This is a genomic window from Hoylesella pleuritidis, assembly GCF_963541955.1.
Lineage (GTDB): Bacteria > Bacteroidota > Bacteroidia > Bacteroidales > Bacteroidaceae > Prevotella > Prevotella pleuritidis.
This window is the reverse complement of sequence record NZ_CAUTUT010000001.1, coordinates 37,562-55,044: the sequence shown is the minus strand read 5'-3', so window position 1 is coordinate 55,044 and position 17,483 is coordinate 37,562. Positions and strand designations below refer to the sequence as shown.

Genomic DNA, 17,483 nt, shown 5'->3' with positions numbered 1-17,483 from the left:
AGATTGATACCCCTTGGGAGGATCGGCGAAACAATATCAATTGATACGAATCTCACAAATAACAGTAGTAATGATAAGGAGATTATAGAATGAATAAAACAATAAAATACATATCGGTTACGGTGGCATTCATCGCCCTTTGTACGTCGTGCGACGATTTCGTGTTCGGCAATGTGAACGTGGATTATAATGACAATCCCTTGACGTCGAAATCCGTACCCCATAGCGGCGCAGACCGTTATGTGGATAGTCTGAAAAAAGTAAAAGTGGATGGTAGTCTTGCTAATCCCGACCCTGATGGAGCTTTCAACAATTGGGCAACCTGTCTGGCGATGTTTAAGGAAGGCCACTCGCACGGAGATGCGATGATGCATGGTAATTTCGTATATCAAAATGCGCCCTGGAAGCAGGAAGAGTTTGTCATTATCCATAACAATGCCGGTAAATGGCCTACTGTCGATGTGCAACGGCAGAGTACGGTAACTTACCTCGAACAGAATGAGGGAAAGCAAGGGCCCGACTATATCCGTATCATCGGTGGTAAGCTGAAACGGTGGGGACTATGTCTCTATTTTTTCGATAAAGACGGAAAACTGCTGAATGATGACATCTTGGAGCATTCGGACCAGTATCAGATTTTCTTCACCGTGAGCGAGGTAGATGACAAGGGCAATCCCTATGAGGTGATGGATTGCCGTGGCACGTGGAAACCCAATAAAGATAAATACGGAGAGTGGAAGAAAGGCGGAACGGTAGACACGACACCCGTCCCGTCCCCGTTTTTTGCCGGCAAGACGAAATGGAAAGAAAGAGCGGATGCTACACCGAAGATATTTGAGTATACTTATCGCGACACGTGGATACAGGATGCGATGGGCGACGGAGCACGCGAGCTGTTCAACCAAAGACTGCTGCCGCCGTTGACACGTAACGACGCCGATTGGGCGGTAGCGCCGTACGACCAAGACCGTGTAGGCTTGAAAGGACATTTCAACTTTGATATTGATGCCGACGAAAACGATAAGTTGCACGAGGAATGGCCATTTGAGATAACCAAGCGGGTAGACCCCGCAACGGGCGAGAGCGGCAGATATACCCGTCCCTCGTATCTGCTGCCCAAATTCTATCTCTCGATTCGGGTGATGAAATGCCCGAAAGGCAAGAAAGCCATCATCCCGCGTGATGAATATCTCAGTCGTCATTCAACCTATGAGTTCATCAGTAAGTTCATCTGTGCCGAAGCCTATAATCCTGATGAGCCCAAAGAGTATGGTGGAGACTCGGAATGGAAAGAAATCGTGCGCTTCAATATTCCCATTAAGATATTTTGCAGCAGTTTCGATACCGACCCCACAGCCATCGACCCTAACGATCCTTTTTATTTCTATTTGGGAAAGGAGATCGGATTGTCGTCCGAAGATGCTTTGGAAGCGGCGCAGAATGTCCAGACTCACGGTATCGGTGGTGGTTCTGGCTTCGGCAACTGGTTCTTGTAAAACATAAAATAATAGAAGACAATGGAAAAAATAAAGAAACTTCGACTCTTTGCAGTCCTTGCTGCACTTGCTGCCTTGACAAGCTGCACTCGTAACGAGATGCCCCAAAAGCAATCCAATTCAAGGACAAAGGTAGACCACCTCATCATCAAAGAGGTGTTTTACATAGGGCATTATTGGATGAAAGATCTGCGGAAATGGAATATGGGGCGTTCAACCCAGATGTACAACGATGACCAATACATCGTTATCTATAACCCCACAGATGAGGTGAAATACCTCGACGGACTGGCTTTGTGCGCTAATGCTATCGACCCGACGAAAGCAATTAAGTTTGCACCGAAAGACGATTTCGTCAATCGATACTACGGTGTCGTTTCTCTGTCCTATTTCCCTGGTAGTGGGCACGATCATCCCGTGAATCCCAAACAGTCTGTCGTCATTGCCAAATATGCCGTCGACCATAAGGCGCGGTTCCTAAAAGAACTTGAAGGCGAGGATCTCTCTTTGTACAAAGGCATCGATGCCTTCTTAGATTTGAGCAAGGCCGACTTTGAATGGACTAACATCGAATATGAACCTGATCATAAGAACAATCCTGCCATACCTGATATGAAAGCCATTATGACGTGGAAGGACAAGAAAGGGAAAACCGTTCCGTCTTATAATTTTCAGGAACTCACCGAGCACGGCGGCATTGCTTTGATAAGCTTACCGTGGACGCCCGAAGATTTCAAACAGAATTACAAAGATACAAAAGGCAAAAAGGGGTATCTGCATTATATCACTGTCACCAGCAGTAGTTTTGCTGACTTTGAAGCTATTGAGATTCCTTTTAAAGACGTTATAGACTGTATGACGATTTGTCCGAGAAGTCAATTCCAGATGCGGCCGAGCAAGTTGGATAAGGGCTATAACGCCGTGACCGATATCCCCTTTGTCAGTGTCAAAAAGAGCGACTATCCCACTTATTCGGGGCTGGCGTTGACCCGTAGATGGGATGGAAAGAAGTTTGTTGACGACAACAACTCTACATCGGATTTCGGCGTAAAGGTTGCCGCTTTGTCAAGAAAAGACGAAAGCGGAAAGATTATTAAGTAAGGAAGAGTTGGCAGCTGGCAAATAACGATTGCCGAGAATATCAGAAAATAAGAATGTGTATCTCTCAGTTATTCGCAAGAGATACGCATTTTTTTAAGATTTGGAAATAAACAGGTAACTTCTGATAAGTAATTTTTGCCGATAATGTAAATTGAACTTTATATTCACTCCATATCGATAATGCTATTCGTCAATCATAAATCATCGGAATAGATTAACTTGTTTACTCGACAAGAACTCTTATATTGTTTGAAGGAATTTTGAGAATTCATCTATTGATGTAAAATTTTTCATTATTACAGACTCTGTGTTTCTGGTACGTTTCTTCTTTCTTCCTTTCCAAACGATATCCATCATCTTTTGAACGTTTTCTTCCTTGTGTAGAAAATGGACATTATTATAATCCTGTGTCAGATTATAGAGTTCATCTGCAAACGACCGTGATATAAAAGTGACTCCTTCCATATCTATTATATATGGTATGCTTTCTACCATTTGTGATTTGATGGTAGTAATCGGAATCCTTGACCGTATTTCGGATCCGATAAGTTCTTTTATTTTTATCATCTTTCCCATATTCTTGTCTTTTTATTCTATATAATTATAAAAATCAAATCCTTTCGGAGCTTCAATAGGAATTTTAATTAGAATAATCGTACCATCCCATCTGTATGCATTCGGAATATTCACGATATTGATTCCATTTATGTCGTGTCGATAGAAAGCCGTACCCGAAAGCATAAAGAAAGCTCCACTCAGCCCTTTAACCACCATCTCTCTTGATTTAGAGATTCCATATCCTCTGTTCTCGGCTTCAGGTCTGTCTTTTGTTGAATATCCCTCATTGGCTATCCTTATAGCCTCTGCTTCATTTTTTCCCACAATATTAATGTATTTTTGTGTATCAATATAGCTTCCGTAAATCGTTTTTCCATTATCTGCAATGGTAATATATAATTCTTTTTTTACCCGTTGACAGAAAAGATAACCATACTTACTCCCCGAATGTTCGCCAATATTGCCGACAAGTTCACTGAGTAAATGTGATATAGGTTTTTTCATCTTGGAGGAGATCTTTGATTGGATTTCTATGATACCTTGGAGAATTTCTTGGATTCGATCTACATTTCCTCCGTTGATTAAAAAACGGGAGATTGGAATATAGCTTTTCTCCAAATAGGTACGAAGGGTATCTTGATTTGATAAGTCTGACGCATCGTATATTTCCTTGAAACATATGACTTTGAAATATTCTTCAATATTACTATTCAGGTCACTGCAAATAATATTTTTCTTGCAATAATCTTTGTAAATTGCAAGTGGTGCAAGGAAGAAAGGATGTAAAAATAGTGTACTTTTAAAACTCCATTCGATGTCGTTTGGTCTAGATTCTGTCTGTTGAATGACGATGAAAAGGTGGTTGAAAGCACTGCCAATCCTGTCATCTCTTGTTATATTGGGTATAGGAATTTTGGTCATATCCCCTTATTCTTTTTCTGCAAAGATACATTATTTTATAATGCAAAGCAAGATTTTAACAAATTTAGATAGTCTCTAAAAACTAAAAAATGATCAAAAATTGATAGTAAAGATGCCCAATAATCTTTGGATATGTCAGAATTCTGCATAGAGAGTTTTCTTCTGTCATTTTTTAAGGCATATTTTTGTTAAATAAGAAGTCGTATAGAGCTGCCTGACAAGTCGTATAGAGCAGCCCCACTACTATGGGACTTGTTGTCAGTCAATAGAGAGAGAGTTATTGAAAGATTTGAGACTCGGCCCATTATCAACATAATTGTCTGGCGTGATTGACGGAAGCAGTTTCTCGATTTGTTCCATTAGTGTCATCAAAAAGGAAGAATAGAAGTAAAGTCTGATTCTTTTCAGCAAGCGTGGAGAATAAACTGAGATATGACAAGGTACATCGCTGAAGCTGTCTTTGTCCAAATCATAGCCACTGTTTTTATCCCAATAGTTGTTGTTAAAGACATTACCGTTGAAAGAACTATTCGTCGATACATCAAAGGTATTCCCGATAAAGTTATTATGAGTGATAGTATCGTTCATAGAACTTGCCACCACACGCATTCCACAGCCATTTTTATGAAAGAGATTATGCTGCAAAGGTAATAAATAAAGGATATCCGAGAGGTTTCAGCCTACCAAATGTCCATTACGCCTAATAAAATGGTTTCACGTGGCGGATTGCTTACCGATTTTCATCCGCACCAATGCTGATAAAGCCAATTTCGTGCGGCGAAACCGTATCGTAGCCGATATGAGCGACGTCTGCATCCTTATGGAAAGTGTAGCGTATAGCGGCGGACTTATTACTGCAAGGCTGTCAAGCGACTGCAACCACGACGTTTTTGCATTCCCGGGTGCAGTGGGACGGAATACAGCGAAGATTGCAACAATATGATTCGCGATAATGTAGCCGCTTTCATCACTTTTGCAGAAGATTTTGTGAAAGCAATGGGATGAGCTATCAATCGCCTTGCTACAATACTTTTCAAACTGGAAATGGAAGGTATTGTCAAGTCGATAGCTGGCGGAAGCTATCACCTCATACAATAAGTATTTCTACAATAATTCTGAAAGTTTGGAAATACTTATTTTATCATCTTTTGAATCATCAATTCCAGCTCTTCGGATTTAGGTCCCACGACCTGTTGTGGCAATCCCTTTGCGGGAATCATATATAAAGTAGGTAAAGCTCCGATGCCCAAATCCTTGGATAATTGTTGTTCTGTATCGTAATTGACTTTGAAGAATCGAATCTTTCCCTTATACTTTTCTGCTAACCGGTTGAGTAAAGGAGAGAGCCGTTTGCAGGGAATACACCAGGTAGCCCAGAAATCTATCACAGCAGGAATTGTATCTTTATAGGCAAATTCACGATGGGTAGTGTATTCCCAAATATGATCTAAAAAATAGGTCCGGCCTATCTCCGCTACCTTTCCGCTCAAAGTAAGCAGTTGTTTTTTGGCAGATGAGCTGTAAGAGACGGGATTTTCGTCGAATGGCTGAAAATAAACAGCCGACTTGGTAAAGTCTATCGAAAGCAGTCCATAATGCAATAGGTTGTGCCCCAAATATGATCGGGCTGGCTGATCCGACTTGAATGCTACGCCCTGAATCGTGGTATTGGCAATGCGTACCGTGCAAGAATCTGTGCTTTCGATGCTTTTTCGATCATCGGGAGTTAGATAAAGAAGCGAAGGAAGATGAAGTAAAACGGGTAAAGAGAAATTCTTACCGTTAATAGAAAGAGGTATCCTCACTTCCTCTTCGGGTTCCGTCTGCAACCTGATCCGGTTGGATAACTTTATGAAATCAGGTCTGTAAGGACTGGAAAAGGTCAGTTTCCGAAGTCTGGAATCTATTGTCAGAATTACATTCCGCAACATATCGAGACCTAAGATTCCGACAATCTTATATGGTTGGAAACTTGATGGTCGTTTTACATATGGGAAAATTCGTCTGTCGGCATATAAGCTTTTCCCCAAAACAAGGGTATGAGGAATGTCGGGTGTAGCTTCTTTCGAGCACGTTTCGCTGAACAGAGCTGTTTTGTTGGAAACACTTAATACAAACAAAGCATTCTGAGAATCCATTTGTAAGGTGACGGCTATGGAGCCATCGGCTAATTCTTGGTAGTCGAAAGTTTCTTGCAGTGAGTTGACCGATTGGGCAAACAGACTTGAATGAGCCGACAATAAAAGAAGAAATAAGAATAGAAAAGAGTTGAGGATATGCATAATAGTATTTTAACGCCGATAAATGTTAATATCGAATTTCCGCTTTTTACGCCGAATTGTAATCGTAGCTTCGGAAGAAGTGATTTGGTCGAAGATATCGGAAACAGCTATTTCGCTTAAAGGTAGACGGGTAATGTCTTTTCCATTGACGGCTATCACCTCGTCGCCTATATCGACACGGTCTATAAGAGGTTCCCAAACGGTAGCTATTTCAAACTTTCCGCGAGCGGGGAGAATGCTCACACTCCAAATCGGTGCTGCCTTTGAAAGGTCTACGGGAGATTGTTTGTAGGGTTGGAAATAGAATCTTCCACGTGGATAATCGATCGTTACGATACCGTATCTCAGCACCTCTGCACCAAGTATCGTCGGTACATCAGAGGCTACAAGACACGTTGGATTTTTGAAAGACTTGCCACCTAATGTAAACTTATCTAACCGAACTTGCTTCAAATGTTTAGGTTCGGCCAGTCCTTCAAGTCCTGCACCTAATGTTCCCTTTCCTTTGTGAACGACTGTTGCTGCGTAGATCTGTGCCAATAAGAGATAATCCTTTTCATTCATCGTCAGCAGTTCGGGCACACCTGTGTCAAACATGACTTGCACGGATGTACCTGAAAATGACAAGGGAAAGTTTACTTGCCATGTTTCGGAATCAGCCAGTGGGATTCCGTCATTCAGTTTCAAGCCTTTCGGACGATATGGATAATGAATATGGATTTCACGGCTTGAACTTACTAAAGACATCACCACATCTTTGAAAGCATCTCCTCCCAAGATGCCGACCACTCCTAAATCTCGAAAGCCTTTGATGTTGGGCAAAGCAATAGTAGTGAGTTCTGGCTGTATCAGATGGTTGCCAATCTTTACTTTGGGCAGTTTTCCCATCGAATACATGTTGGCTTTACCGTTCATGTCTGCCGTTACTTTATTAGCTCCGGTCAGCTTTCCTCCCATTGTCTTTGCCTCTTCCCAAATGGTAGCTGTCTGTCCTCCGGTATCCAAAATGTATTTGCATTGCATTTGATTGACCGTAACTGGAATTATGATACGTCCATATTTTATTTCGTATCGTATCGTGTCGATGTACCGTTTAGCGGTAAACTCCTGTGCAGTGATCCGCAATGGCAGTAACAGCAACAGCAAGAAACCGGAGAGGATATAGTTATGATTTTTCATATTCTGAATGCTTAGATCTTTACTTTGCAGTCAACAGACTTCAGGCCTGTCAGTCCGTAATCCTCTCTTATTTTGTCTGCTTGATGGCTTCTTTTACGGCGTTGGCTGCATTGACGATACCTCCCGAAAGACAAATATCCGAATAAAAGAAAAGGTCTTGCACCTTACGCTCGTTTACGATCATTGCTTTTTCCACTTCCATATCATCCATTTGGGTTGCGGTTGTATTGAGCAACCGACGCACATCAGCAGCTTTCATTGTAGGGAAATAAGCTCTTACTAAAGCAGCTACTCCTGCCAATGATGCTGCAGCCATACCTGTTCCAGTAGCCAATCCATAAGTATTTCCCACTCCAGCAGTATAGATTTCTTTTCCTGGGGCATGTATGTCCAATTCCTTCCGACCAAAATTCGCACGTAGAGAAGGTCGTCCTTCCTTATCACTGGGTGCTACAATCATCAGGTTTGTAAGCTCATGTTCTGGTATCATAAAACGGTTAGGATAATATAAGGTATGTGCCATATCTTGAGAACTCTCGGTGACGGGCGCTATTACAAGTGCGTCTTTTTGTTCTGCATAAAGCAAAGCATCTTCTATCCATTTACGCTCAATGGCCGGATAAAGGGTATTTTGTGAAGGAAGAACGATGATTTTAGCTTCATGGTCGACTGCATACTTTATGGCCAACGCAATATCTTTAAGGTAGGGGTCGCCTGCGGTAGAAGCACGCAAGGGCATAATAAGCGCTTCGTTGCAAATACCGTCGATACCGATCCGATTATTCCTCACTCCAGCAATAATGCCGGCTTCCATTGTTCCGATGTTGGCATCTTCTGTCAATAGATTTCCATTTCCATAGCAGTTATCATGGATATCATTCGGATCATCGCCTATTATTTCATTGCGGTAGTCGTTGCCGTTAGCTTTAAGATATATTTCATACTCCTGCTGAGCTTGTCGGATGGGCGTACCTTGCATTTCTACGTCATATATCTTTTTCCATGATTCCGTTTTAGCAACAGGAAAACTGTAAGCTAATATCATAAAAGACATATCCGATAACGAATCTTTAGGAGCGTTTTTATCATAAAGTGTTTCAAACTCTTTTTGGGTTATCTCTTGATCAGGGTAGCGTTTACGAAGTCTTTCGTCAAATATCTTGGAATAATGGCGTACGATTTTTGCTGCCAATATACCCGCATAACGCGAAGCAAGGGGAGACTCATACACGATTGTATCACGATAATACTTGTATTCGTTTATGTCCTGAGGTGCCTCTACTTGCACCATTTCGTCACCAAAGAACTTATAAAACCGCTTACCGTCGGATACATAATCGGCATATTTCTCCTTCAATCTGAAATATTCTCGGTCACCTTGATTTAAAGTAAAGTTCATCGAATGGACGGTACTTTCCTTTTTCTTGTTTCCTAAAAAGTTCCAACCATTGATATCATCTATCAGCCCGTTGCCATCATCATCACGACCGTTGGCTTTCTCTCTTTGATTTTCCCACATATTTCCCCTCAAATCAGCGTGTTTCACATCCAGCCCAGAGCCGATAAGGGCTACGATGGTACGTTTAGCTTTGCGTCCTTTTAGTAACTTGTAGGCTTCGTTCGCACTAACCCCATAGATTGTATCCGTAGCAGGAGACAGGTTATACCAGTCGAGGTCACGCTGTTTGTATTCCTGTGCAGTCGTAGCCTGTAGCATAGAAGATGCAAGCAACAAAAATACGGCCGACGTAATTGTGTTCTTTACTTTCATATATTTCATAGTTTTATCTTGAAAATCCGATCGGATTCCCTTTTATATTTATTTATTCTTCTTTTGTTTTCTGTTTTGGTTCATTCACTCATATTGCCAATATTTTGTAGGTCTACATTGAATTGTTCTTTGAAATATCGGATTACGATATCATACTTCCGCCTAACCAACTCATGGGTCAGAATACCATCCGAGGCCTCAAGTTTTGTCAACGGAGTAGATACGATTGCCTGCAAATAGTCGAACCAGTCTTCACGCTCACTACTTTTATGGCTTGCATCCAAGAATCCTTCTTTCAAAGAACCATCTGCTTTTGGACCATAAGCAGACACTGAAATAAAGGTTTCAGGAATAACTTCACGGGTGGTGCCTTTATTTATGTAGGGGTAGATGCGGCGGAGAAAGAGAAGACACATATCTTTTCTGAATTGGTCTTTCTGTTCTTTGGTTATCTGTGACAGTTCGCCATTTCCCCAATTTACTGCAAAGTATTCGTATCCTTCAAAGGCATTGATGCGCTTATAATCTGTTTCTGCAGGCATTTCTGTATAACCGCTTTCAAGATAATAGAGCTTTCCGCAAAGTAGAATACGCAAGGGCAGATGTTTTTTCAAGAATTCTGTCGGGAATAAATTTAAAAACTGTGTTTCCAACAATTCCACCTGCTTCCCTACATATCTCTCGTCCGGCAATTCGTAAAGATAGCCTTCGTCTTTCATTCTATCCTTGCTCCACAAAAAGTTTTGTGTGACTCCCCATGCAAAGTCGGTATCGGTAAACTTATAGAGTAGGAATGTACTCGTTTTGCTATACACTTCCTGAATAATTTTATCATATGGGTGTGTGCCTTGGGGTAATGTATGCGGGCCTACAATCTTTTCTGAATTGTTATCAGGCTTAATGGGGTCTTCATTTCCACAGGCTGTCAAAGTCAATAGCAACCCCACACATAAAATCATTTGTTTCATACGATATTTAATCTTTATTTTTCCAATTCCGGATTACGGTCTTTTACTTCTCGGGCAATGGGCAGTACATATTTGCTGCTTCCCTTTTCCAAACGGTAAGTCTGTATTTGCCCATTTGTGATAGAGAAAGTGTGTTGGATAGCAGGCATTCCCAGCCGTCGCAAGTCGAACCAACGATGATCTTCAAAACTGAGTTCGCGTCTTCGCTCATCCAAGCAGGATTTCAACAATTCATCGCCATTCGTTATTTCCAGCTTCACATACGGTTCGGTAAATCGTGCTTCACGCAGTGTGTTGAGGTCGCTCAACGCCGCCATACGCATTTGTTCATCTTTAGTGAGCAGATATTTACGAGCGTAAGCCTCTGCTCTGTTTAGATATGCTTCCGAGACACGCATACCCTTTGTAGGATTCTGAACAACATTTTCGCTCTTACGACCTACCAGCAAATGTTTCTCCGGTATGAATCCATTCATAACAAGATAAGCGTTATAATAGGCTTCACGGCGAATATCGTTAGAGGTATACATAGTTTCCAATTCCTTGCTTACAGTAAAGGCCGGCAGCTTTCCTGGGTCGATATACAAGTTTACCCCCATAAAATATGCTGAGTATTCACCGTTAATCGAGTAACCCCAAATTAATTCCGGGCTGCTACTATTATATATTCCGCCTTTTGCTATATCGTACATTACCACACCCTGCCATTCATCATACGTGTAAAACTGGCGGAGTTTCAAGAGAGCAGGCTTCTGTTCTATGACGGAAGAGCTATACTTGATAACTTCATCCCACTTTCCCTCGTAGAGATATACACGTGCCAACAACATATCGATAAACAATGGTGACACAGTATATACACTATGATTTACCACACCGTTCTTGGCAAAAAGATTTCGTGCTTCTAGAAGATCCTTTACGATTTGTTCATATACCTCGGCCACACTATTGCGTTTCGGGAACTCATCTTTTACCGTAGATTTCAAGATGAGAGGTACTCCAGGAGCCGTGTTAGCACCAGAATCTTCTGTGTTATAGGGAACTGCATAGGCATTAACAAGCATAAAATAATAAAAAGAACGTAGGCCTAAAGCTTCGGCTTTTAGTCTTTCTTTGGCCTGTTTGGAACCTGTAACCAAAGGTAACTGATCGATGACCACGTTACAGCCATTGATCCAATGATAGAGATTTTGCCATGAATTATACCATGGCACGTTATTCTTTTGCAGCTGTTCATACATATCTTCAGCCCAAGTAAACACAGGAGCGCCGTTAAGGAGCATTGTCTCTTGCCCAGTTGCATTGGAGTAGTTGCTCTCCACATTATCCGTCAACAGCTCAAGATAGGGGAAAATAGGTGTACGAGAAGCATATCCTTCACCCAGTAGAAGTTCTTCCAAATCCGTTGTAGTATTCGGTCTTACTTCGTCCTGACTGCTTTCCGTAAGGAAATCGTCGCAACTTATAAATGACAAGGTTATCAATACTGCGCCTAAGAATATAATATTTTTCATTGAAGCCACAATTTAAATTACAAACTAAAATTCAAAGTAAGACTATAACTCGGAGTAATCGGTTGAGAACCGGTAGCTACTTCTGGGTCTACTCCATTATAATCTTTGCTCACGACGATAAATGGATTGCTGACAGAACCACTTATCGAAAGGTTTTTCAATGCCATCTTGTTCACAATCTTTGTAGGTACTGTATAAGACAAAGAGATATTGTTGCATCGTAAGAAAGAAGCATTTACTACCCGTGCCGTAGAATAATTGTACATTCGATGACGATACTCTGTTGATCCGTTCGGCAAGTCTACCAATGGTATGTTACGATGGGGGATGGTAGGGATCTGGGTATGCAATTCGTCGCCAGGTTTCTGCCACCGCTTCACCATGTCTTTAGACAAATTGGAATAGGCCGACGGCGTACTATTGTTCAGGTAATCTTCATCGAATAGGTCGGTAAGAAAACGCTTGCCTCCAAGAGCTATGCTAAACGATGCTGATAAGGTCAATGTCTTCCAACGCAGCACAGTCGACATACCGCCGGAAAAATCAGGCTCCGTCGTTCCGGCATATGTCATATATGTTGTGGCATCCAGCGGATTGGCTCCCTCCTCCTTTGTAGGAATATTGAATAAAGGGTAACCGCCTTGAGGGTCAAGTCCCGCAAAATTCCATGCCCAGAAGGATCCTACTGGATAACCTTTCTTATGAACGGATCCTCCCGCAGCTGCTCTCCAGTTCTGATTCTCAGCTATGGTGGATTGTATCTCATTGAAATTCTTTGCAGTGTTCATCGAAAAACTCCACACCCAATCTTTGGTTCTGATAGGAGTAATGCTTGCCGTGAACTCAAATCCTCGGTTCGTCATGCTGCCCCCGTTGATAGGCATGAATAAGACACCGTATTCATAGGGCACAGCTTTAGATACGATCATATCTGATGTATGTTTCAAGTAATACTCTGCACTGAAAGCGATACGGTTTTTCAAGACACCGAAGTCTATACCGAGATTGATGCTCTTCGTCTTTTCCCAGCGAAGATTATCATAAGGCAATGACTTTATTTTCAAGATATAGCGCCCTGTTCGTGTATCAATAAAATCACGTCCACGCCCCAATTCAGCAATCAAGTCAGGTCCATAGTTTTCAACTACATTTCCCTGCCACCCATAAGAGGCACGCACATTAAAGTCGCTAATCCAAGATACATTTTTCATCCAAGGCTCGTTGATGATATTCCAACGGGCGCCAACAGACCATACAGGCAGGAATCTGTTTCGTTCGTCTTGTCCGAAACGATTGGATGCATCCGAACGGATACTGGCAGAGAGGATATAACGTTCGTCATAACTATACATGCTGGTAGCAAATATGCCTACATTATTGATTTTACGATCGATAATAGAGTTGGAAAAGTTGTCATACAGATCATTGGCTATCAAATGTGAGCTGTTCAATGGGTCTACAACTTGGCGCGGAGGTAGCATAATCGATTTTCCGCGCTGGCGAAAATAACCGTAAACGGTAGTATTGTATCCATCATACTTATTGCTGCGCATCTCACCTCCAGCCATAAAACTCAGTCGATGGACATTATTTAATATCTTATTGTATGACAAGGTTGCACGCAAAGTGTAATTCTTATTGCGGCTTTCTGTCGTGTTCAATTCACCTCCATGTGGCAAGCGAGATTTCTTGTATTCCAGATCTCCTGGCCCATAAAGACCAAATTCATAGCCCCGCAGATTGGTAATAAAAAAACTCTGCTCATCGGCATACGACTCTCCAACCACATTGGATGTGTTATAACCTAGCAGACCTTCGAATCTCAAGCCTTCAAAGATCATCCATCTCAAGTTGGCAGAAAGAGCCATCGTGTTTGTCGTATTGATATTTCCGGTGCAATTAAGTTCGTTGATTATATTATATTTCCTGCGATTAGTATCCTGTGTCTTAGTATAATAAAACAATGATCCGTCATCGTTGTATGCAGGAATGGCCCGATTTATCGTTCTGGCATAATAGTAAGGGTTTACGCGAAAAAATCCGTGGGTCTCATGAGATGCCGCATTTAGGCGCACACTTAAGCTCACTTTATTGCTGAATTTGGTATCGATGCTTACCGAAGCGCTATAGTTTTTGGAATCGTTGCCTTTGGATATACCATTGGTGAACGAGCCATTGAGCGAAGCATAATAATTTATGTTGTCCGAACCTCCACTGATACTCACACTATGATTATAGCTGATTGAATTGCGAAATAATTCCTTAAACCAGTCTGTATTGTTGGAACGTGCTTTCCTGACCCCATCTGCAAATTGCTGATAATTGATCTCCTTACGCAAATACTGTCCCAAAAGTCCTTCATACCCGATTCGTTCGAGCGGGCGGTTGGCTTCACTGATAAGTCCCCTCCGATAAATTTCGCTCGACACATCGATACGTTCCGAGGAGTTCATCAAGTTCATTTGACTGTAATGTATGCGGGGTGATATGGAGAATCCGCCACTGTAATTAATGGAAACACGTCCGCTCTTACCTTGTTTGGTCGTAATGACAATGACACCGTTAGCAGCCTTTACGCCATACATCACAGTTGCCGAAGCATCTTTTAATACAGAAATCGTCTTAATATCATTCGGACTTAACCAAGAAATAGAATTGCCAACAAAATTCTTGATCATATCGAAATTATCTTGCGTGATATTGCCTAAAGCATCGAGGTCTCTCGTCTTGAACGGGAGAGGATCTTCCTGAATGATACCGTCGACTACCCATACTGGTTCTTGATTGCCAAGTAGGGTAGAAGTTCCACGCACCCGCACCCGCTGTGTGGAGCCTACCAATCCACTGGTATTCAGGACACTTGTTCCTGATAGTTTTCCCTGCAACATTTGTTCTATGCTCCTGTGGCCGTCATAGAAAAGATCTTCTATCTGTACTGTATTTGCAGAACCTACCATTTCGCTTTTTCGAATACGCTGATACCCAGTAACTACGACCTCATCAATGAGCGAAACATCATCTTCCATCATCACGCGAAGCATCTCTTCTCCACGCCATGTCATAGTCAAAGGCTTCATTCCGGCATAAGTAAATTGAAGAATAGGATGCTTTGTGGAGGTTTCTATCCTGAAAATCCCTTCCAGATTAGTTTGTGTACCCTCAGAGGTTCCTTTGATAAAGACAGTGACACCCGGCAAGGGATCTTTCATTGTCTTGGACAAGACTTTTCCCTGGATCACGATCTTATTTCTCCCCGAAAGCTGATTTCCTGAAAAAACATCCTGGGATTGATTATCGGAGATACAACTTGCTTGGGTATGTGTCTGCGTGATATGGATGAATTTACCATTTACAGAATACTTAAAAGGCTTGTTTTGCAGTAAAAGGGAGAGGGCTTTCTCTATGGTCTTGTTCTTGATTTGGATGCTGACCGTATATCCTTGTACTTCGTCGTAAGTGAACAATACCTTGAATCTGGATGCCTTTTCTACTTTTTTAAGAGCACTGGCTAAAGGCTCGTTATGGCACTCTACCGTAACTCTGTCAGTCAGCGATTGGGCCTCGACTACTCTGATACTCCCCAAAAGAGCAAACAATATCACTACAATTTTGCACGCAAACCTACTACATATCTGCCACTTTTTTATTTTATATTCCATAAATGATATATTTTTAAGGTATCACTTATTAAATATAACGATCCTAACTATATTTCGGGCATTAATTTTCTTCTCTTTTTGAGGAAAGAATGATTTTGTTACCTTTCAGTTCTGCTTTAAGATAGCTGAAAGCGTTCAGGTTTTTCACGACATGAGATATGCCGGCGTTACGATCGGCAATAAAGTGCAGGCGATAACTCATCAACGAATTATCGCATATCTCTATGCTCACATTATACCATCTGCCGATTTCTTTCAAGATGTCTACCAATGGCAGATTGTCGAAGTAGAAATAGCCGTCTTTCCACTGGACGTAATACTCCGTATCAATACAGGTCACATTGAATCTCTCGTTCTCGCTCAAAAAGGCGTCCTCACCTGGCTTTAGAACGACTTCCCTGCTATTGGCCTTATTACGTATTGCTACAGAACCGGATACCAGAGTCACATGATTCTCCGCCCCAGGATATGCTTTCAGGTTGAACTCCGTTCCCAAAACACGGGTCAGGAGCCTGTCGGTCTCTACGATGAAAGGGTGCTTGGCATTTTTTTTGACCTTGAAATAGGCTTCGCCTTTCAATTTCACCTGTCTGATGTCACCTGAAAAATGAACCGGAAAAATCAATTGGCTCTCGGCATTGAGCATAACTCTCGTGCCGTCGGAAAGAATCAGCTTGTAAGCTTTTCCGCGAGGTGTAGACAGCATACGCAATCCTGCTGCATTGGCCGAAGCATGCGAAAAATCGGCATGCTCGCTGTTGATTACTGTTCCTTCATCGTGATAGGCAAGTTCTATTTCTTTCATCTGTTCCTCGGCCTTACCCAATAATACTTTCTGTGGCCGGTCTTCTGCTACGAAAGCCATCAGATGATTGTCAGCTGGACGAGCCTGAAAATAGGAATAGGCTCCCCATACCAATGCGACAACAGCAGCAGCTGTGGCTGCAACAAACAGTAGTCTTCTACGATACAGGCTCCTCAAACGGCGAGGGGCAAGATTCGTATCGTAAAAAATCTTCCATACTTTTGCAACATCAGGAGTGGGACTGTTTTTCCTAAACCTTGCACAATGATAATCCCATAGCAATTGACAAACCTCTTTTGAGTCGTCGTCAGACAGCAACATGTCGATTTCTTTGTCAGTCAACTTGTCCCATCTTCCTATCTTGTTCACTGCTTCATCCTTTTCGGCAGCCTCTTTATTCTGATGTAAATAGTCAATTTCTATATCCATATATAATATAATAACGATTATAAGCGTCTTTTGGTTATTCTCCGTTCAGCATATTCTAAAGAAAATGATTCCCGTAAAAGCCTGAGAGCTTTCATCACATGCTGCTTCACGCCGCTGACTGAAATTCCCAGGATAGAAGCAACTTCCTTATAAGTATGTCCCTCATAAAAACATTGATCCATTACAAAACGTGTACGTGCAGGCATTCTTTCCATCACCCGGTCTATCAATTCCAGGTATTCCTCCTGCTTATCCGAATCCCATTCTATGCTGTGCCGGCTCATGTCGAGGAAGAACTTTACATAGGCCGACTCTACCTTGGAATGTTTCAAATAGTCCAGGCAGCGATTATAGACACACTGCCGCAGATAAGAAGCGCCATATCGATTATGTGAGTAGGAGAAATCTTCCCACGCACGAGTAAAGACATCGTTTACCACATCTCGGGCCACTTCTGAATCATGCACTATATAAAGGGCATTATAATATAGTGGGGAATAATTTTCTTTGAATAATTTTTCAAATGCGCGTTCCCGATCACATACTCCCATAACTATGCTCTTTCTTAACTAAAATACATTTACAAAGATAGTGATAAATCTATAAATCAGCAAACTTCATCAAAAAAAAATAGATACCGATTTGGTCTTGCTGAAAGGGCACGAGAAACGGAATATGAACTGCCGATATGCTGCTAAAATACCAGTCCTTTTGCTTCGTACCTTCTATTCTATGCAGCAGATGTACGTGTATAACCTTTTCTATGTTATCTAGTGCAAATATACTAAATCATCATAATA

The 17,483-nt window shown here is 41.8% G+C and carries 13 protein-coding genes and 1 pseudogene; 3 read left to right on the top strand and 11 right to left on the bottom strand.

The genetic code is table 11. The features are described 5' to 3' along the window. Positions 1-89 precede the first annotated feature (89 nt). Together RWY97_RS00235 and RWY97_RS00230 are read left to right on the top strand one after the other, a co-directional pair. The gene (locus RWY97_RS00235; protein ID WP_315564920.1) at positions 90-1,496 is read left to right on the top strand and encodes a hypothetical protein; all 1,407 of its coding nucleotides are present in this window, start codon (positions 90-92) and stop codon (positions 1,494-1,496) included. A gap of 21 nt (positions 1,497-1,517) precedes the next feature. Beyond that, a complete protein-coding gene (locus tag RWY97_RS00230) occupies positions 1,518-2,597 on the top strand; it encodes a DUF4876 domain-containing protein (protein ID WP_021583184.1) in 1,080 nt (359 codons plus the stop codon). Between the two features lie 240 nt (positions 2,598-2,837). Here the strand turns inward: RWY97_RS00230 and RWY97_RS00225 are convergent, their stop codons facing one another. From RWY97_RS00225 to RWY97_RS00215, 3 genes are all read right to left on the bottom strand, one after another. Then, positions 2,838-3,173, bottom strand: a complete 336-nt coding sequence (locus RWY97_RS00225; protein WP_315564919.1) for a hypothetical protein — start codon at positions 3,171-3,173, stop codon at positions 2,838-2,840. A gap of 12 nt (positions 3,174-3,185) precedes the next feature. Beyond that, the gene (locus RWY97_RS00220; protein WP_315564918.1) at positions 3,186-4,076 is read right to left on the bottom strand and encodes a hypothetical protein; all 891 of its coding nucleotides are present in this window, start codon (positions 4,074-4,076) and stop codon (positions 3,186-3,188) included. A gap of 258 nt (positions 4,077-4,334) precedes the next feature. After that, a complete protein-coding gene (locus tag RWY97_RS00215; RefSeq protein WP_315564917.1) occupies positions 4,335-4,664 on the bottom strand; it encodes a hypothetical protein in 330 nt (109 codons plus the stop codon). Between the two features lie 108 nt (positions 4,665-4,772). Between RWY97_RS00215 and RWY97_RS00210 the strand changes: the two are divergent. Further along, positions 4,773-5,174 (top strand): annotated as a pseudogene (locus RWY97_RS00210) (DNA-processing protein DprA); the annotation flags it as partial. A 35-nt stretch (positions 5,175-5,209) separates the two neighbouring features. On the opposite strand, the gene RWY97_RS00205 reads toward RWY97_RS00210, so the two are convergent. From RWY97_RS00205 to RWY97_RS00170, 8 genes are all read right to left on the bottom strand, one after another. Then, positions 5,210-6,358, bottom strand: a complete 1,149-nt coding sequence (locus RWY97_RS00205) for a thioredoxin family protein (RefSeq protein ID WP_315564916.1) — start codon at positions 6,356-6,358, stop codon at positions 5,210-5,212. A 9-nt stretch (positions 6,359-6,367) separates the two neighbouring features. Then, a complete protein-coding gene (locus tag RWY97_RS00200; protein WP_314078061.1) occupies positions 6,368-7,537 on the bottom strand; it encodes a hypothetical protein in 1,170 nt (389 codons plus the stop codon). Between the two features lie 67 nt (positions 7,538-7,604). Then, the gene (locus RWY97_RS00195; protein ID WP_315564915.1) at positions 7,605-9,317 is read right to left on the bottom strand and encodes a S8 family serine peptidase; all 1,713 of its coding nucleotides are present in this window, start codon (positions 9,315-9,317) and stop codon (positions 7,605-7,607) included. Between the two features lie 71 nt (positions 9,318-9,388). Then, positions 9,389-10,276 carry a putative zinc-binding metallopeptidase gene (locus RWY97_RS00190; RefSeq protein WP_315564914.1) on the bottom strand — a complete coding sequence of 296 codons (888 nt, stop codon included), beginning with the start codon at positions 10,274-10,276 and terminating at the stop codon, positions 9,389-9,391. Positions 10,277-10,290: 14 nt separating this feature from the next. Further along, entirely contained in the window at positions 10,291-11,790 is a 1,500-nt protein-coding gene (locus RWY97_RS00185) for a RagB/SusD family nutrient uptake outer membrane protein (RefSeq protein ID WP_315564913.1), read from the bottom strand. Between the two features lie 17 nt (positions 11,791-11,807). After that, positions 11,808-15,449, bottom strand: a complete 3,642-nt coding sequence (locus tag RWY97_RS00180; protein ID WP_315564912.1) for a SusC/RagA family TonB-linked outer membrane protein — start codon at positions 15,447-15,449, stop codon at positions 11,808-11,810. A gap of 61 nt (positions 15,450-15,510) precedes the next feature. Then, the gene (locus RWY97_RS00175; RefSeq protein ID WP_314741045.1) at positions 15,511-16,683 is read right to left on the bottom strand and encodes a FecR family protein; all 1,173 of its coding nucleotides are present in this window, start codon (positions 16,681-16,683) and stop codon (positions 15,511-15,513) included. A gap of 17 nt (positions 16,684-16,700) precedes the next feature. Further along, complete coding sequence (locus tag RWY97_RS00170; RefSeq protein WP_273177504.1) at positions 16,701-17,234, bottom strand: RNA polymerase sigma-70 factor; 534 nt, start codon at positions 17,232-17,234, stop codon at positions 16,701-16,703. Positions 17,235-17,483 lie beyond the last annotated feature (249 nt).